Genomic DNA, 17397 nt, shown 5'->3' with positions numbered 1-17397 from the left:
TTATTTCTGTTCAGGAGTACTCTGCTAGAGTTTTTGAAATACTTAATCTAATTTCATTTTAAAATAACCGAAGGCATGGCAAATCCTCTTAGAATTGAAAGCGTGACTCAGATCAATAACGAACGGGGGCAGAAGACCCTGCATCCTTTGGTAAGTGTTCTCGATCAGTCGTTGTCGAAGCCTGTAAAAGAAGCGCGTTATATTTCTGATGTATACATGATCTTTTTAAAAGACGAGAAATGTGGCGAGGTAAAATATGGCCGCAATCATTATGATTACGAAGAAGGAACGCTTCTTTTCATCGCTCCCGGCCAGGTATTTGGATTTGAAGAAAGTGAAAACATGATACAGCCGACAGGATGGGGATTATTCTTTCATCCCGATTTAATCCGTGGAACGCACCTTGGCAAATGCATTAACGAATATAGTTTTTTCTCTTACGACGTCAATGAAGCGCTTCACATATCCGATGCAGAAAGAGAAATTGTGTTGGAATGTTTTAATAAGATCCGGTATGAATTAGCTCATCCTATTGATAAGCACAGCAGGACTTTGATCGTAAGTAATATCGAAATGTTCCTGAATTATTCCGTTCGGTTTTATGACCGGCAGTTTCTCACAAGAGAACATATTCATAAAGATGTATTGACTGGATTTGAGGGATTACTGAACAATTACTTCCAATCTGAAAAACTGCAAATCCTGGGATTGCCTTCCGTTTCGTACTGTGCAGCCCAACTCAATCTATCTCCAAAATATTTCGGGGACCTGGTAAAAAAAGAAACGGGGAAATCAGCGCAGGAATACATACAGCTAAAACTGATTGATGTCGCGAAAGAACAGATACTTGATATCAGCAAATCGGTAAGCGAGATTGCTTATAAGCTTGGTTTTAAATATCCCTCGCATTTTACCCGTTTCTTTAAACAGCAGGTTGGACATTCTCCCAATGAATACCGAAAATCATTGAATTGACTTTGTTTCATAAGGCCGGAGTATGTCAAAGTCGTTTTTAAGATGCGATATTAAAAACGACTTTACCTAAAACCCCCTCTTTGATAATAGTTTTAAAACAAAATATTGTCCCTTTAATTCACACTCAAACACATCTATTTTTATTTAATAAATAAAGATGTAACAGTATTTCATTTTTATCCCTAATTTTATGTACCAAATGGTCGGTACTATGAACGAATCAAAAGAACATATTTTAGTTACATCGCTGAGGCTCTTCCTGCAGAAAAACTTCAAGGAAGTAACCATGAAACAGATCGTGGAAGAAACCGGCATGTCTAAAGGAGCGTTCTATCATTACTTTAGCAGTAAAGAACAGGTGTTTGAAGAAGTAATACAACACTTCTTCAGAGATATGATGTCTGTGGATTTCAGTAAAATCCCATTCCATTCCTTAAAACAATTCTATACCGAAATACTGACAGAATCAGAAAACAGAAGGAAAAAATCGGTAAAAATGATCGGTGGTAGTAATAAAGAGCTACCCTTTACAACCAACCTTTACTACCTCATTTTTGATGCGATGAAGATTCTCCCTGGCTTCAAAGAAACTCTCCTGGTCTATCAGAAAGAAGAAATAAAAGCATGGACGGCCAGGGTAAAACATGCCCGCGAAAACGGTGAAATTAAATCTGAAATGAGTGATATACAGCTGGCTAAACTATTCATCTACACAGGTGACGGTGTGGGCATCAGCAGGATTATAGAAGACAATAGCAGCAAAATAGTAATCGAACTGAAACCCCTCTGGGATGGGTTATACAAAACAATAAAAGTATAAAAGCCACAGGTTTCCTCAACCATTAATAGGTCCTTGTTCTTCCGATATAAATATTACGGGCATTAAAATAAGTATCAGCCGTAGGGCCAGGAGCCCCGCTGGAACCTTCCATCTGCATATTAATGATCACATACAAAGGCTTGCCCACAAAGTTGGCATTATGCACCGCCTTCCATACTCCATCAATATAATAATGGATATCTACATTGGTAGCACTCACTTTGGTGATCCATGCCCGGTAAGTATGCCAGCTGCCGGGAGAAGATACCGTCGTCAGCGTACTGGATACATCAGAAGAAGTCCTGAAAGTATTCTGCCAGTTAGTAGCGCTGCCCTTAAATTCCATGATATCACTTTCAGGAGGCCAGCTGTTTACACCTGTTAACCAGAATGCAGGCCAGGAGCCAGTCACAGTAGGTACCTGGAAATCACATTTCACTTCCCAGTTGGGAAACTGATCGTTTACAAGTACATGCTCCTTTGTATTAATAGCACCGGAATGATAATGAATAGCCAGGTGCGGATCAGATGTACTGGAGCCCTCATCCCAGGTAATTTTTGTAGCTTTTATTGTTAGGATACTATTGCTTAAATAAATATGATTATGATCCGTACTGCTGCCATACATACGCGCACTACCGTTATGATCAGATCCCCATGGATACAGATAATTCCAGGCAGCTTCAAAAGCAGTGTAATTGGCAAAACTACTGTTATCTAAAACAGTTTCCCATGTGTCTGCTGCTACTGCAGCCAGTTGTTGTTGCTGCAAAGAAGGCTTGATGCTGGCAGTTTTCTGACAGGCAAACAAAAATGGGATGAGAAGGATTGTGATGATTGTTTTCATAAAGTGGATTTTGTAATAAAGAATATAGTTGCAAAACCTGTGGCCAGTGTTGGGTTACCGATAATTGTCGGATTAACACTTACAATATAATGAAAAAAGCTGGATAGATATTTGCTATACGCGGGTTAATATGAAATATGCCGACAAAGACATCCAGGAGATGGAGGATTTTTTTTCTACTGCCGAATTGCCCCAATCAATTGAGTTATCAAAGGGAAGTAAGATTATCGACCTTAAAGCATTTGTATTCAGCCATCTGGCTATTATCAAACTGAGGAAAGGAGTAGGTATCTTCGAAGTATTTTATGAGCGTCTGCTTTTCGTAAAGAACAAGCTGACAGCATAATGAGAGGGCTGACCTGGAAACAAACAGGTCAGCCCTCTGATCTTACAGTAATAAAATATCAATACGGTGCGCCTGCACCATCTGTGCTTTTTCCGACCAGGAGAACACCGTGAAATATCCATCCTGAGAAGCTACCAGCGCCAAAGCCCCATGCTGATCATGTATAAACTGCGCCGCTGAGAAATGCCTTGTTCCCCCAATACTGGAAGGATGTACCAACACAGGTATCCCTCCTACTACCGGCTCTGTCATCAGCATCTGGTCTACCGGAGTAGACTTTGCAGAACGTGTAATCTTTGCCCCGAAAGCCATCAGCTCATGCTGATCATTGATGATGGTAGCACCATCTACAGCTGTCAGTCCTGTCACATTTTCCACTTCACGTCTTAAGGCTGTCTGCCAGAAGATCTCTGTCACCTTACTACCGTCCTGTCTTATTAAGTCTGCCACACCGCCAAAAGCAGGGAACACCGGATACTGCAAAGGATGTATGATAGAATCTCTCCAGTGATCATTACCGGATGGCGTCACCAGCAGAATACCTCCCCGCATATGTGAACGCATGGATACGGCAATCTGGATCAATACATTCACAGGATCATTCCATAAAGGGGAAGAGTTTAAACCCAGTAATGAAGTAAGGATAGCAGGAGTATCAGGCAGCAGTCCGCTATTTTCATCCACTACCTGCACCTGGTCGCCTTTCAGTACCGCTACATTGGTAAACTTTCCCAATCCTACTATACGGCGGTGTTTCACCACCAGTAATCCAGGTTCAGACACATCCAGTACAAAACAGTAATTCGGCAGTTTCATGGTGGTACCCCAGATGAATAACTCAGTACCATCAAACCACACCCCTATATGAATACCTGCCCGCTCTACACCAGGAGCTAATTTTGTCAGCACTTTCACCGTCAGTGGCAGGCGTTGTTCAAATAGTAAAGGTTTTCCTGCCTGGCAGGGTTGTAAAAATGCAAGAGAAATACGGGTAGGATTTCCCTCTTCTCTCCGCAGGCTTGCCCAGAACGCTACATCAATCATTTTTTCGATGATCGCCTCATTGGGCATTGTTGCCAGGTCTTCTTCACCATTCGCCTTTGCTGCTGCCAGATGTTTCTGAAAATGTTCTTCTATCGTGCCGGCTACCTTACTGGCAGCCTGATAAGTCGATTCGTTCGTCAATTCCATAAAGAAGCCGTTAAATAACTCCAAAGCTATAGAAAAACAAAATAGTGTTTGCCCTATTACGTAAAATCATGTACAATCCATTGATGGCAAAGAATTTGTAACAATTATTACTCAATTTCCACTCACAAACCCAATTCAGAATGTCAAAAACCATAGCAGCTAAACTGGTAGCACAATTGGTACAGGCTGGCGTAAAGCGTGTACATGGCGTAACAGGTGATTCGTTAAACGGTATAGTAGATGAGATCCGCCAGAGCGGAAAAATAGAGTGGATTCATTACAGACACGAAGAAGCAGCCGCTTTTGCAGCAGGTGCAGAAGCTCAGCTGACAGGCACACTGGCTGTATGTGCCGGTAGCTGCGGCCCCGGTAATCTTCACCTCATCAATGGTCTGTATGATTGCCACCGCAGCATGGCCCCCGTACTGGCTATCGCGGCACATATTCCCAGCAGTGAAATAGGCACCGGCTACTTCCAGGAAACACATCCCGAATTACTCTTCCGGGAATGCAGCCATTATTGCGAAATCATCTCTTCTGCCCGGCAGATGCCCCGCGTATTACAGATCGCTATGCAAAATGCAATTGGCCTTCGTGGTGTTGCCGTTATCGGCCTCTCCGGAGATGTGGCGATGGAGAAAGTGGAAGACGACTACCTTGAACATCCCATCTTATTAACCCGCCCGGCCATCCGCCCTTCAGACGCAGAGCTGGATAAACTGGCCACACTCATTAATGAGGCCTCCAAAGTAACCCTGTTATGCGGCCGTGGCTGTGCCGGAGCACATGATGTACTGATACAGCTGGGGGAAATCATCCTCTCTCCTATGGTGCATGCGCTAAGAGGAAAGGAACATGTGGAATACGACAATCCTTTCGATGTGGGTATGACCGGCCTCATTGGCTTTGCTTCCGGCTTTCATTCCCTGGAAGCTGCAGACCTGATCATATTATTAGGCACAGATTTTCCTTATTCCAATTTCCTGCCCACAAAATCCAAGAAAGTTGTACAGTTAGATATCCGTGCAGAACGCCTGGGCAGAAGATGCCGTATAGACCTGGGACTGGTAGGCGACGTGAAAGAAACACTGGAAGCCCTGCTTCCCCTTTTACAACAAAAGACCGACAAAAAGCACCTGGATCAATGTGTAAATGATTATAGAGACAGCCGCAAATCACTGGATTCCCATGCTACCGGCAAGGAAGGTACCACGCCCATCCACCCTGAATATCTTACAAAAATCATCAGTGAAACGGCTGCTGATAACGCCATCTTCACCGCAGATGTAGGCGAACCTACAGTATGGGCTGCCCGTTACCTGAAAATGACAAAAGAGCGCAGACTGCTGGGCTCTTTTAATCATGGGTCTATGGCCAGCGCTATGCCACAGGCTATCGGTGCACAATTAGAATACCCCGGCAGACAGGTGATCTCTTTATCCGGTGATGGTGGTTTTGCAATGATGATGGGTGATCTGCTCACTATCTATCAATACAATCTTCCTGTTAAAATAGTGATCTATAATAACGGACAACTGGGATTTGTAGCGATGGAAATGAAAGTAGCAGGCTTACCACCATTCGGTACAGACCTGAAGAATCCCGACTTTGCAAAAATGGCGGCCGCTATCGGTATCAAAGGAATACGGGTAGAAAGTCCGGAAAATATTCAGGAAGCCATAGAAAAAGCCCTCGCACATGACGGGCCGGTGTTAATAGACGTAGTTGTCAATCCCAGCGCATTAACAATGCCGCCAAAGATTGAGTTATCACAGGCAAAAGGATTCGGTATCTATATGCTGAAACAGATCTTTAATGGTAACGGCAGTGAAGTGTGGCAAACACTTAAAAGCAATTTCCTGGAATAAAACTAGAGCTTGTAACAAATAGCATTAATATTCATACCAGCTCCTACAGAAGCAAAGAGAACGATATCTCCCTGTTTTAGTTCATGGTCAGGTATCGTTCCTCTTTTTACCATGTCAAACAGGGTTGGAACAGTAGCAACAGAACTGTTACCCAATTCCTTTATATTCATTGGCATTATATTAAGAGGGATAGTACTGATATCATAGAGCATATAAAATGCTTTGATAATAGCGATATCCATCTTTTCATTGGCCTGATGTATAAAGATCTTCTTAATATCTTTAATATCTACGTTACTTTTCTCCAGACAGCCCTTCATGGCTTCCGGTACATGCTTCAGTGAAAACTCGTATACCTTACGGCCCTGCATCTTAATATAACGGATACGGGAATCAGCTTCCGGGAAATAAGATTTCCCCATAAAGATATAATTGAGTTCATCTATTACAAAAGACTGAGCAACGGCACCTAATACACCAGACCCTGCTTCTCCTTCCTGTGCTTCTACAATCACAGCTCCGGCACCATCACTGAAGATCATACTGTCGCGGTCGTAATTGTCAATCACACGGCTCAGCGTTTCAGTCCCGATTACCAGGCATCTTTTAGCCTGACCGGATTTAAAGAATGCTTCTGCATGGATCAAACCCTGTATCCAGCCCGGACAACCAAATAAAAGATCATAAGGTATGCAGGAAGGATTTTTGATACCCAATATATGTTTAACACGGGATGCCAGGGAAGGCACCGCATCAGATTGTATCGTATGCTTACTTACGTTTCCGAAATTTTGCGCAACAATGATCTGATCAATAGATTCAGGATCAATCCCTGCATCTTTGATCGCAACAGCTGCAGCAATAGCCGCCATGTCTGATGCATTCATTTCCTGGTTCGCATATCGCCGTTCATAGATCCCCGTTATCTGTTCAAACTTCTTAATGATGTCAACAGCTGCATTGGGGATACGTTGCTGACGATCATCATAAAAATCGTGGATGGCAAATTCACTATTAATCTTCTTATTCTCAGGAATGAAACTACCTGTACCCGTTATAACTGTTCTTATAGGAGACATATCTTAATTCATTGTTTATACTCTAAACGTATACCTTGCTATTTTTCATAAGCGAAAGATATGAGATATGAAGGTACGCTTAAATGATAACAATCAGTCGTATATATGATCTGAATAATCCATACCTTAACTTTGTATAAAGATAAGTAATGAACAAAGATCATGAGTTTTACATGCATAGATGTGTTGCATTGGGCATTCTGGCAGGCCACCGGGGAGATAGTCCGGTTGGATCAGTGATCGTAAAAGACGGACATATCATAGGAGAAGGCATAGAGGGAGGAAAAACTAATATGGACATCACCTTCCATGCTGAAATAGAAGCCATCAGACACGCTACGCATGCTTTAAAGAGCCAGGACCTTTCTGATTGCACCTTATATACCACGCATGAACCCTGTATTATGTGTTCCTATGTGATCAGGCATGCAAAAATTAATACAGTAGTAATGGGGATGACTACAGGGGAAATTGGTGGATATAGTTCTTTATATCCCATATTAAAAGATACTTCAATAAAACACTGGGGTACTCCTCCAACCATTATCACAGGTATATTGGAAGATCATTGCAGAGGATTACATAAATGAGATTAGGCTGCTACACGCTGCAGGATTACTTTACACAATTCAGCAGAGGTCACTTCTACAGTGTGTTTTTTATGTAAGGGGATAGCCAGGTAATCTCCTGCTACCAGAGAATGGACTTCTCCATCTATTGTAATATTACAGGTGCCTTCTACAATCAGGAACTTTTCATACTCATTATCGTGCACTTCTTCCGGTGCCATCTCACTGATCCATACAATGGCAGAAGTTACCTGTGGCGTATATCCTATGATCTTTGCATATACTCCATCAAAATAAGAAGGTATAACCATATCCGGGCGGTCCAGCCATTCTGCATAGTCCGCAATCTTTGCGCCTGTTTCCAGTATTGGCGGGAAAGAAGGTGTTTCGCCTGCGCCCATTCTACCCATAAAGTCTATGGTAGCCATTATGAAAGGCTTCAGTATGGGTGGCGGCGCAACTGCATTTGCTACTGCCAGCTGCTCTGTTACGTCATTTAATGCATCCAATGCTTCACGCACATCAGCATGAGCAGCAGCCATCTCTTCCACTTCCCTGATTTCAGCCTCAGTAGCTAAACCAGCTATATATGATTCCAGTATCCCGGATTCTATAAAAGTTGAGTTGTTTTTCATAATGACAGTCCTCCATGCAGCTGTTTGAAGGCCATTTTCATCTTCGGTATTAACACATCCAGGGGAACCTCTAATTTTTTAGCAGCATCTTCCAGGCTTAATCCTTTAAAGAAAACAAGTGAGATGGCATTATTCAGGTATTCATAATCTGATATACCTGTGTCTGCCTTATCGATCGTACCTGTTTCGGGTAAGGCATCAATACAAACGCCCGTGGTTATTTTCAGCATCCAGGTCAACAGTCGTTCCTTTTCAGGATCGTATGTCGCCAGGCTTTTCCATATTACAATAAAACTATTCTGTAAAACCCCCTCCGCAATAAGAGAGTTGCCTACCATCCTGGTAATAAAACCAAACAAAATACCACTATACTGATCATATAGTTTAGAAATAGCTTCCGGGTCGCCCTTTCTGATAGCAACTATTATATTGTGTCCTTGATAATTGTCTTTAATCGGTAGCACTGTAAATAAAGATAGAATTAAATTATTAATCTTACGCAGTAAAAAAATCTATATACTTACTCCTATCTTGATTACAACTTTCTTCACCGGAACCGGTGTTCCAACGCGAATATTGGGCATGTGCAGGTCTGTCGGAAAGAAAACAGCAAAGTGCCCCTGTTCCAGTTTTGAGAAAAAAGCAGGCTTTTCAGCAAACAGCATAAAGTCGGTTTCTTCTTCATATACTTTGGATGGGATTTGTTGTTTCAGGAAGTCGTGCCCGATCAGTTCTTCTCCCTTTACGATGTATTGCACATCAATATATTTGCGGTGGGATTCCATCTGTTCCCCTTCGGTATCTATCGTATCATATTCATTTACAATGGCGAAGATGTTAGTACCCTCTATTTCATACCGGCCTTTTTCCACTTTATTGAAATCAGTGTTAACCAGGTATTCAAATGCTTTTATAAAGCGGGGGCCGAGGCCATAATACAGATGTGCGTTTTGTAATGTATCCAATATCATGGGCGCAAAAGTAATGAAAAAATGCGCCCTGGGGTTATCGGTTGATTTCGTTCAGCAATACTGCGAACTTTTTCATCAGTTCCATTGTTTCAGAGATATTATGCTCTGATTCTATCAGCAATGGCATAAAGGCTTCCATCCGTTCAATCAGGGTGGCGGGTATGTTAGGATATTTCCTGAGTATGCCAATACTTTCTTCTACCTGTAGCCTGGCATATCCTGATAACTTGAAAGAATAAGGAGGCTCTCTGAAGTAAATCCTGATCTCCGTCAGTCTTGTAATGTCCTGATTATTGAGTTTCATGACTACTAAGATATCACTTATCCTTTAATTCATTACGTTCAACCTTTTTAACACACGTGTATGCATGGTTTTCCTATAGTTTTGTAAAAATTAATCCATCATGTCTAAAAGGAAATGGTTATTAGGTTTGTTATTCCTGGTTATCTGTTTCACAGGTATCCAGTTCATTCGGCCGGAACTAAAGAACCCACCGGTAACCGGTGATCTCCAGGCGCCGGATGAAGTAAAAAAGATTCTTCAGAATTCCTGTTACGACTGCCACTCTAACGAAACCAACCTCAAATGGTTCGATCAGATAGCACCTGCTTACTGGCTGGTAGCAGACCATGTAAAAGATGGCAGGGCTGCGCTGAATTTTTCCAACTGGGATAGCCTGGCTCCGGGAGATAAAAAAGCCAATCTCTATCTTTCTCTAAACCAGATCCTGTTTAAGGAAATGCCTCTCAGTAATTATACGATGCTGCATCCGAAAGCTAAAATTTCGGATAATGATATCACCGTGCTGAAGAATTATCTGATCAGTCTTTCTCCTGTTAAAACATCAGATTCTGCCAGGTTTAGCGCAGCAGAGAAACAATATAACGACTGGATCAATAAAGCTGCCATAGCGGTTAAACCTGCCCTTAACGGCATCGAATTTATCAAAGGTTATGGCCAGTGGAAAGCGATCAATACTACCGACAGGTTTGATAACAGTACCTTACGTGTGATCTTCGGTAATGACATTGCCGTGAAAGCGATTGAAGAGCATCATACCAATCCCTGGCCTGATGGTACCACATTTGCTAAAGTAGCCTGGGAGCAGCTGGTAGATGCAGATGGCGTGGTGCATGCAGGGGAATTTAAACAGGTAGAGTTTATGATTAAGGATGCAGATAAATACAAAGAGACCAAAGGATGGGGATGGGCAAGATGGAAAGGAATGGACCTGAAACCATATGGAAAAACAGTATTATTTGCGACTGAATGTGTGAACTGTCATCAGCCTTTAAAAGATGTTGATTATGTATTTACAACACCTCTTGCATTGGAAACAGATACACTGTTAAAATGGAAAGTAATCAGTACTAAGGTAGATAAACAACATAAAACGATGTCTACTTTATATGCTAATGATATTGCTTACCAGTACGCACGTACGCGGGGAGATAGTAATTATCCTGTACAGGCACAACTGGCCCTGGTAACCTGGGATCAACAGGCAGATGATCATTGGTTTGGAGCGAATACACCTGCACAGTTAAAGTCTGTAGAACTCGTGAAGTTTGATCCTTTACCAGGCTATAAAGTGATTAAAGGAACTTCTGAAAGAGATCATATGAATGAGATGATTCATCAAAGGTTATCAGTAACTATTGAATAATTTGATATAAAGAAAGACTCCTGTATATTTTGCCCTCAGATGCTGCATGGTATAATCTCAAATTTCTAACACACAATAGGCTCTGTTAGCCCCGTGGTTTATATCAAAACGCAATAGGCTCCGTTAGGAGCCCCGTGTTTGTAGCAAAAAATAATCTTCTCTTTAATAGACTCCGTAGGAGTCCCCTAAGTCGCGAATAATAGGGGACTCCTACGGAGTCTTTGTTTTGTTGTTTATCTATTTTCTACAAACACGGGGCTCCTAACGGAGCCTACTATGTTTTGTCATAAACAATAGTTTATTGTTTCTTGAATATATTCTGAAACCTTATCAATACACCATTAGTCCATCCGAAACCATCCTGGTTAGGATACTCTCCTCCTCCACCGGTTAATGTCGTATCCACTACATTATATTTCTCCAGCAACTTGCCTGTCTGTTTAAAAACCTTTGTATTCTCATGTATCCAGCGGTTAGCAATATCCTCCGCCACTGAGTCTTTATGATAAGCTAACAACCCCAGCACAGACATGTACTGTAAAGGGGCCCAGCCATTGGGTGCATCCCACTGCTGACCAGTTTCTACAGGAGTAGTAACCAATCCACCAGGTTTCAGGAACTCTCTTTTTAACACAGTAACCATACTATCTGCCTGCCCCTCTCTTGCTATTTTAAAACTCATAGGAAACATCCCCGCAAGATTAAGACTGGGTGTCTGCGTTCTGGCTTTAACATCATAATCCCTGAACCATCCCGTCTTCTCATCCCAGCAATACTTCTGTATAGTATTCATCCTGGTAGTAGCGGCCAACCACATCTTATTGCTGGTTACAGTATCCTTTTCCAGACCATAAACAGTAGCCAGCATTCTTTCCATCAGAAACATCAGACAATTCAGATCTACCGGTGCAATATCAGTCACGTGAATCGTTCCCAATGTTTTACCATCTGCCAGCCAGCGGCTACTGAAATCCCAGCCGGATTCCGCGCCTGAACGTAATTCATGATACACGTCTTCCACTGGTTTTCGTCCTGATGCAGCAGCAGTAGCAATGTCTTCCGTCCAGGCTTCTTCACGTGGCCAGTTACCGGAATCATAATACCGGTTCAGCACAGAGCCATCAGGCATTACTACCACATGCAGCTGTGTTTTGCCAGTTTCTGCCCCACTCATCCAGTAGCCATATTCTAACTTTAAAGCATTGCCATAAGTAGCCAGTACCTTTCTCTTCATTGCCTGAGGATCAGGCTCCTCTGCTATCAGCAAATCCATCATCAGTGAAAAGTATGGAGGCTGGGAACGGGTGAGATAATAAGTACGGTTACCATTAGGTATAAAACCATAAGTATTCAGCAGGAAGGAGAAATTGTCCATCATATCTTTAATCAGGTCCGGCTTCCCATCTTCCTTTAGCCCTTTCATGGTAAAATAAGTATCCCAATAATAAGCCTCACGGAAACGCCCCCCCGGTACTACATAAGGATGTGGCAGATAAATCAGGGAAGTACCCGGCAGATATTGATCATCATAACGTGTTAACACACTCCATAGTGAATCTATATGTACCTCTACAGACTGAGTAGAATCAGAACGATAAGGCCGTGGCGGCACAGGCGTACCAAAATGTTTATGAACAAACTCCTTAAGATCAAATCCTTTTTTACCCTTTTCTTCATTGTACGACTTCATAATATCCGCCGGTTCATACCTGGGGATACAGTCTACAAATGTTTTACTATCCGCAAAAACATGAGACGTCTGCACGTCCTCAAATAAACCGGGATATAATTGTCTTGGTGAGTCATGTTTCGCTTCCAGCTTCGTGTTAAACCGGCACCCGGCCAAACAGAGAAGCAGGATAAACAGGAAACTATTGTTTTTCATAGAAAATGAAGGTAATTATATTTTCAAACGTAGCTTTTTCTTTTCCAGCCAGCCTACTATTAAAATTACAACAAAAGCAATAGCCAGCGAACGGAGAATCCCCCCTATCCCTTCACTCAATACAGCAGGGAATTTAAAGTGAACCAGCGTAAAAACAGAATATAACAGGTAAGGGATCAGGTAACAGGTGAGCGTACTGGTTCCTGCCGGACGGATAATACTGAACCAGTTCATCTTTTCCTTTACATCTACCAGCCATATCATCAGATTAAACAACAATACACTGATACCGGAACAGATCAGTACCCAGGCCGGTGTGGAATGTATTTTTGAGATCCCGGCTGTATAAGGACGCAATATGAATCCAGCGCTTATCATTACTACTCCTATTACTGTAAAAATGAGCATCTGGGCACTACGTTTACCATCCTTCATCAGCTTCAGATACAAGGACGACACCACTACCCCACCCATAATCAGGGATACAGAACCACCATCCCCGATCAGCCAGATTCTTGGCGCAAACCATTCCCCATGATGTAATATATTGATCAACAGAAAGATACCATAAATAGCTACCAATGCAGGGAACTTACCCTTTACCACAAGAAATAGTGTAGCACATACCAGGTATGCCCAACCGATAATCCCAAGGATACCCCACCATTCCGGCTGCATGCCATGAGGATCGTCCTGGCTGCCACCTTCATATAACAAGGCCATGAGTAGTAATAACGCCATGCCTACACCCATAATAGCGTATTTACGGGTGCGGTTCATTGTTTCAGGATAATCCAGCCATATCATGAAAAAAGCCACGGTAATCAGGAGTTCCCAAACAGCATGAGGTAAGGCAGCCGCGCTGCTGTAACTCTCCAGGTTTACATGGAAGAAACCCATTACTATCAGTGCAAAAGAACGCACAATGATATGCCATTCAGTATTGAAAAAAGACTCCTGGCGACTGATACGCCGCCCAATGGCAATAGGGATAGAAAGTCCTACAATGAAAAGGAATGCCGGGAAAACGGTATCAGCGAAGCCCATACCATCCTCATTTCCCTTTACATGGTCTATCCAGGCGGGAATATTACTGACACCACTCACATCGTTCACAAAGATCATTGCCAGCATGGTAATAGCGCGGAATGCATCAATAGATAACAGGCGTTGAGATAATTTCATTATGACTTTGGTTATGCCTACTAACATACAAAATATTATGACAAAAAGAAAAGCCGCATTTCTGCGGCTCTTCTAAGGACAAGCATGATAAGTGTATGCAATTATGCGTTTTGTTTAATAACCTGTTCCAGGTTATTGGCGGGAACGACCCCGGACTGTCTCCAAAGGACTTTCCCCTTCTTAAACAGGATCAGTGTTGGTACGCCCTGAATCTGGTAAGCAGATGCAGCAGCGGGATTCTTATCTACATCAATTTTTATGATCGTTGCGTCAGTTCCTACTTTTTGCTTTACCTGCTCTAAAATCGGCGCCATTGTTTTACACGGCCCACACCAGGTGGCAAAAAAGTCTACTAATACTGGCTTATCACTATTGATTACTTCTGAAAATGTAGCCATGCCATTTATGATTGTACTTAAAGTTACGCTTCTTTTATCAGAAACATATGGTTCAGGCAGGCTAGGTAGTGCCTCAGTTTGATTACATAATCTTCGTACCAGATGGTATTGATCAATAAATACACCTTATCTGACGTGAATATTAGGTGAAGTTAAATTGAAAAACAAATCCTGAACCTATATTCCAAAGCTAAATCAGAGAACTAAACAGTCAGATACAGTGTATTTATGATCAATACCATCTGGTAATCTACGCTGTCGCTACCCTATTTCCAGGAAAATTCGTACGTGCCAGACCCGGTAGACATCCTTTCTCCTTCTACAACTTTCCCGTCCAGGTAAGGCTTTAAACCAGCTACTACCGGCAATACAATAGTTGCTGTGGAGTTAGCAGGGATGATCACCGTGTAATTCACTTTTTTACCTTTCCTTGTCCAGGAAGAAGTGATTTTACCATGAGGCCCTTCATGTATAGCTTCAAAATGATCAAGCCCTTCTACGAAATGAGGTGCCAGTAATACATTTTTGAATCCCGGTTGTAAAGGATCTGGTTTAATCCCACCCAAACCTTTATACATCCATGCTCCTATCTCTCCAAACATAATATGGTTCAGGGAAATATCACTGGCTGCATCAATCTTCCAGTTCTCGTATAAAGTTGTAGCGCCATTCTCTATCCACCAACCCCAGGAAGGATATGTTTTCTGAGAAGCCACTTTATATGCTATATCCGCATAACCATTTTCACTTAATGCATTCAGGATAGCTTTTTGTCCCAGCAAACCTACATCCAGGTGAAACAGATCTGCTTCTACACGTTTAGCCAGGTTAGCTGCCACCTTGCTTTTAAACTCATCAGGTACCAGTCCCCAGTACAGTGGACAGCTTAACGCCGTTTGTACACCATCTCCATAAATACCCGTTTCTTTATTCAGATATTTATCATTGAATGCATTCTTAATTTTCACAGAAAGCGCCAGGTATTTTCCATAATCTGCTGTATTACCCAGGATCTTTGCAGCATTCGATAAAATCAATGCATCTGCATAATAATAACAGGTAGAGGTGAGTTCTACAGGAGTCACTGATTTAACAGGTACCCAGTCGCCCAGTCCCCAGGTAGTTATACCAGTAGGGCTGATCAGATCAATATGATCTACATAACGTTTGATGTTGTCATAACAATCAGACAACAGTTTTTTATCTCCATAGAAAAGATAAATATTCCAGGGGATGATAGCAATGGTGCTGGTCCAGTCCGGACCATTAGCCCATTCATATCCCCAGCCAGCGGTGGGAATGATAGCAGGTAATACACCATTGGGCTGTTGTTCATCCCGATGATCTGCCAGCCATTTCTCGTAGATGGTAATGCCATCAAAACTATATAATCCTGTTTCTATGGCTATCTGTGCATCACCAGTCCAGCCATTCTTTTCACGCTGCGGACAATCTGTAGGATAACCAAAAAGATTAGAGAGATAAGAATGATTGGTAGCAGACCAAAGCTTATCGATAAGAGGATTGGAAGAGTTAATATGTCCCACAGGTGGTACATCACTATGCATAAAATAACCTACCAGGCTTTCTTTATTCACAACAACCGGTGTTGTACTATTGAGCTCAACATACTGAAACCCTTTATAGTCAAAATGCGGCATAAAGGTTTCTTCCCCTTTACCGCTCAGGATATAGATATCTGTCTGAAAAGGGTCTTTATCATCTGTAGGCCGGTAATGCATCTCAATATTGGAAATATCTGCGTGTCCGTTAGGATACACACGTTCTGCATGTTTGAGACGGATAACTGTTCCCGGAGCGCCTTTTATAGTGATCTTACTCACCCCTGCTATATTCCTGCCCAAATCAAAGACGTAATTGGAATCACTGAATTTCTGCACGCTCTTAGCAGGGATTTCTTCAACATTCCTGATAGGATGCATTACCTGGGCTACGATATTGGTAGACGGCGCCTGACGATAGATGACATGCCCCCATGCAGAATCAGCATATTCGGGCGTATTCCAGCCTTGCTTTTCCAGGCGGGCGTCATAATGTTCGGCAGTATAAATGCTGTTAAATATGATAGGGCTAAGCGCTGTTTTCCAGTCTTTGCCTGATTTGATGATTTCTACCGTTCCATCTTCATAAGTAACCCTCAGATCCAGGCAGAAAGCCGGGCGATTACGCCAGGGCGCTTTATGGAAGTCCCATACAGCGGTTGACTGATGATTATACCAGCCATTACCTAACAATACGCCTATAGCATTCTTACCGGATTGTAACTGCGGGGTAACATCATAAGTAAGATATAATGTTCTGCGGTCGAAGCGGGTATACATAGGGTCCAAGCGGTGATTACCTATCTTTTCCCCGTTGATATATAACTCGTATAAACCAGCTACAGCGATGTAAGCCCGCGCAGATCGGATCTTTTTAGAAGTCATGAAGGTTTTCCTGAAATAAGGGGCCGGTTGTCTGTTCCGGTCTTCACTATCGGAAATCCAGGCGCCCTGCCAGTTCTTCATCTCCATCATACCGGTTTCGAAACTGGCTATCCCTGCGGACGTTTGTTTGTCGCGGTCTGTGATCTCTACTTTCCAGAAATACTTTGTAAACGGCCGCAGTGGCTGCCCTTTATAAACGATGAGGGTACTATCTGATTCTACCCGGCCGGTATTCCAGACATTGCCTCTCCCTTCTGCCACAGCACTGGAATCGGTATCTACTATTATGCGGTAGGAGCTCTGTAAACTGTTCTGACGTGGATCAGCCAGATACCAGGATAAACGCGGATTACGGGTATCAATACCGATAGGATTTTTAAGATATTCACTTTGCATACCTGCAACAACCACCTGAGCCAGGGAAGCTGTTGTGCAGCATGTAATGAACAAAAATACAGAGGCAAAAGCCCTGAGACCTGATGTGGATTTTAGCATGACAAATACTTGTTGAAGA

General features: G+C 42.5%; 17 protein-coding genes. 6 read left to right on the top strand and 11 right to left on the bottom strand.

Features of this window, described 5'->3' with window-relative positions; translation table 11 throughout:
• Positions 1-75: 75 nt before the first annotated feature.
• Both BMW86_RS31070 and BMW86_RS31065 read left to right on the top strand, forming a co-directional pair.
• Positions 76-975, top strand: a complete 900-nt coding sequence (locus tag BMW86_RS31070; protein ID WP_089787648.1) for a helix-turn-helix domain-containing protein — start codon at positions 76-78, stop codon at positions 973-975.
• A gap of 211 nt (positions 976-1186) precedes the next feature.
• Positions 1187-1795, top strand: coding sequence for a TetR/AcrR family transcriptional regulator (locus BMW86_RS31065; protein WP_177189456.1), 609 nt, complete (start codon positions 1187-1189; stop codon positions 1793-1795).
• A gap of 22 nt (positions 1796-1817) precedes the next feature.
• Here the strand turns inward: BMW86_RS31065 and BMW86_RS31060 are convergent, their stop codons facing one another.
• A complete protein-coding gene (locus tag BMW86_RS31060) occupies positions 1818-2642 on the bottom strand; it encodes a LamG domain-containing protein (protein ID WP_089787644.1) in 825 nt (274 codons plus the stop codon).
• Between the two features lie 130 nt (positions 2643-2772).
• Between BMW86_RS31060 and BMW86_RS31055 the strand changes: the two genes are divergently transcribed.
• On the top strand, positions 2773-2988 hold the full coding sequence (locus tag BMW86_RS31055; RefSeq protein ID WP_089787642.1) for a DUF6965 family protein: 216 nt from the start codon (positions 2773-2775) through the stop codon (positions 2986-2988).
• A gap of 42 nt (positions 2989-3030) precedes the next feature.
• Here BMW86_RS31055 and BMW86_RS31050 read toward each other — a convergent pair whose 3' ends face one another.
• A complete protein-coding gene (locus BMW86_RS31050) occupies positions 3031-4179 on the bottom strand; it encodes a putative sensor domain DACNV-containing protein (protein WP_177189455.1) in 1149 nt (382 codons plus the stop codon).
• Between the two features lie 140 nt (positions 4180-4319).
• On the opposite strand from BMW86_RS31050, the gene poxB reads away from it, so the two are divergent.
• The gene (gene poxB / locus BMW86_RS31045) at positions 4320-6047 is read left to right on the top strand and encodes a ubiquinone-dependent pyruvate dehydrogenase (RefSeq protein ID WP_089787640.1); all 1728 of its coding nucleotides are present in this window, start codon (positions 4320-4322) and stop codon (positions 6045-6047) included.
• A 2-nt stretch (positions 6048-6049) separates the two neighbouring features.
• On the opposite strand, the gene BMW86_RS31040 is transcribed toward poxB, so the two are convergent.
• Positions 6050-7126: a 3-oxoacyl-ACP synthase III family protein gene (locus BMW86_RS31040; protein WP_089787639.1), complete on the bottom strand. Its 1077-nt coding sequence runs from the start codon at positions 7124-7126 to the stop codon at positions 6050-6052.
• Between the two features lie 149 nt (positions 7127-7275).
• Between BMW86_RS31040 and BMW86_RS31035 the strand changes: the two genes are divergently transcribed.
• Positions 7276-7716: a nucleoside deaminase gene (locus BMW86_RS31035; protein WP_089787637.1), complete on the top strand. Its 441-nt coding sequence runs from the start codon at positions 7276-7278 to the stop codon at positions 7714-7716.
• A gap of 2 nt (positions 7717-7718) precedes the next feature.
• Here BMW86_RS31035 and BMW86_RS31030 read toward each other — a convergent pair whose 3' ends face one another.
• From BMW86_RS31030 to BMW86_RS31015, 4 genes are read right to left on the bottom strand one after another with little or no spacing between them, the layout of a single operon-like run.
• Entirely contained in the window at positions 7719-8330 is a 612-nt protein-coding gene (locus BMW86_RS31030; protein WP_089787635.1) for a cupin domain-containing protein, read from the bottom strand.
• Positions 8327-8794, bottom strand: a complete 468-nt coding sequence (locus tag BMW86_RS31025) for an RNA polymerase sigma factor (RefSeq protein WP_143056746.1) — start codon at positions 8792-8794, stop codon at positions 8327-8329. The genes BMW86_RS31030 and BMW86_RS31025 overlap by 4 nt, the downstream gene beginning before the upstream one ends.
• A gap of 48 nt (positions 8795-8842) precedes the next feature.
• Entirely contained in the window at positions 8843-9301 is a 459-nt protein-coding gene (locus BMW86_RS31020) for a NanQ anomerase/TabA/YiaL family protein (RefSeq protein WP_089787632.1), read from the bottom strand.
• 34 nt (positions 9302-9335) lie between these two features.
• On the bottom strand, positions 9336-9605 hold the full coding sequence (locus tag BMW86_RS31015; RefSeq protein ID WP_089787630.1) for a hypothetical protein: 270 nt from the start codon (positions 9603-9605) through the stop codon (positions 9336-9338).
• Positions 9606-9705: 100 nt separating this feature from the next.
• On the opposite strand from BMW86_RS31015, the gene BMW86_RS31010 reads away from it, so the two are divergent.
• Positions 9706-10968 (top strand): cytochrome P460 family protein, encoded by a 1263-nt coding sequence (locus tag BMW86_RS31010; RefSeq protein ID WP_089787628.1) that lies wholly within the window; start codon positions 9706-9708, stop codon positions 10966-10968.
• A 298-nt stretch (positions 10969-11266) separates the two neighbouring features.
• Here BMW86_RS31010 and treF read toward each other — a convergent pair whose 3' ends face one another.
• From treF to BMW86_RS30990, 4 genes are all read right to left on the bottom strand, one after another.
• Positions 11267-12853, bottom strand: coding sequence for an alpha,alpha-trehalase TreF (treF, locus tag BMW86_RS31005; RefSeq protein ID WP_089787627.1), 1587 nt, complete (start codon positions 12851-12853; stop codon positions 11267-11269).
• 15 nt (positions 12854-12868) lie between these two features.
• The gene (locus tag BMW86_RS31000) at positions 12869-14038 is read right to left on the bottom strand and encodes a DUF5009 domain-containing protein (RefSeq protein ID WP_255373049.1); all 1170 of its coding nucleotides are present in this window, start codon (positions 14036-14038) and stop codon (positions 12869-12871) included.
• Between the two features lie 101 nt (positions 14039-14139).
• Positions 14140-14436, bottom strand: a complete 297-nt coding sequence (gene trxA, locus BMW86_RS30995) for a thioredoxin (RefSeq protein WP_089787625.1) — start codon at positions 14434-14436, stop codon at positions 14140-14142.
• A 266-nt stretch (positions 14437-14702) separates the two neighbouring features.
• Positions 14703-17378 (bottom strand): alpha-L-rhamnosidase, encoded by a 2676-nt coding sequence (locus BMW86_RS30990; protein ID WP_089787622.1) that lies wholly within the window; start codon positions 17376-17378, stop codon positions 14703-14705.
• Between the last annotated feature and the right edge of the window lie 19 nt (positions 17379-17397).

This window comes from Chitinophaga sp. YR573, assembly GCF_900110995.1.
GTDB lineage: Bacteria > Bacteroidota > Bacteroidia > Chitinophagales > Chitinophagaceae > Chitinophaga.
This window is presented reverse-complemented; position numbering and strand designations above follow the sequence as displayed.

Coding starts and splice junctions, on each gene's coding strand:
- BMW86_RS31070 (WP_089787648.1), top strand. CDS start 76: ATGGCAAATCCTCTTAGAATTGAAAGCGTGACTCAGATCAATAACGAA.
- BMW86_RS31065 (WP_177189456.1), top strand. CDS start 1,187: ATGAACGAATCAAAAGAACATATTTTAGTTACATCGCTGAGGCTCTTC.
- BMW86_RS31060 (WP_089787644.1), bottom strand. CDS start 2,642: ATGAAAACAATCATCACAATCCTTCTCATCCCATTTTTGTTTGCCTGT.
- BMW86_RS31055 (WP_089787642.1), top strand. CDS start 2,773: ATGAAATATGCCGACAAAGACATCCAGGAGATGGAGGATTTTTTTTCT.
- BMW86_RS31050 (WP_177189455.1), bottom strand. CDS start 4,179: ATGGAATTGACGAACGAATCGACTTATCAGGCTGCCAGTAAGGTAGCC.
- poxB (WP_089787640.1), top strand. CDS start 4,320: ATGTCAAAAACCATAGCAGCTAAACTGGTAGCACAATTGGTACAGGCT.
- BMW86_RS31040 (WP_089787639.1), bottom strand. CDS start 7,126: ATGTCTCCTATAAGAACAGTTATAACGGGTACAGGTAGTTTCATTCCT.
- BMW86_RS31035 (WP_089787637.1), top strand. CDS start 7,276: ATGAACAAAGATCATGAGTTTTACATGCATAGATGTGTTGCATTGGGC.
- BMW86_RS31030 (WP_089787635.1), bottom strand. CDS start 8,330: ATGAAAAACAACTCAACTTTTATAGAATCCGGGATACTGGAATCATAT.
- BMW86_RS31020 (WP_089787632.1), bottom strand. CDS start 9,301: ATGATATTGGATACATTACAAAACGCACATCTGTATTATGGCCTCGGC.
- BMW86_RS31015 (WP_089787630.1), bottom strand. CDS start 9,605: ATGAAACTCAATAATCAGGACATTACAAGACTGACGGAGATCAGGATT.
- BMW86_RS31010 (WP_089787628.1), top strand. CDS start 9,706: ATGTCTAAAAGGAAATGGTTATTAGGTTTGTTATTCCTGGTTATCTGT.
- treF (WP_089787627.1), bottom strand. CDS start 12,853: ATGAAAAACAATAGTTTCCTGTTTATCCTGCTTCTCTGTTTGGCCGGG.
- BMW86_RS31000 (WP_255373049.1), bottom strand. CDS start 14,038: ATGAAATTATCTCAACGCCTGTTATCTATTGATGCATTCCGCGCTATT.
- trxA (WP_089787625.1), bottom strand. CDS start 14,436: ATGGCTACATTTTCAGAAGTAATCAATAGTGATAAGCCAGTATTAGTA.
- BMW86_RS30990 (WP_089787622.1), bottom strand. CDS start 17,378: ATGCTAAAATCCACATCAGGTCTCAGGGCTTTTGCCTCTGTATTTTTG.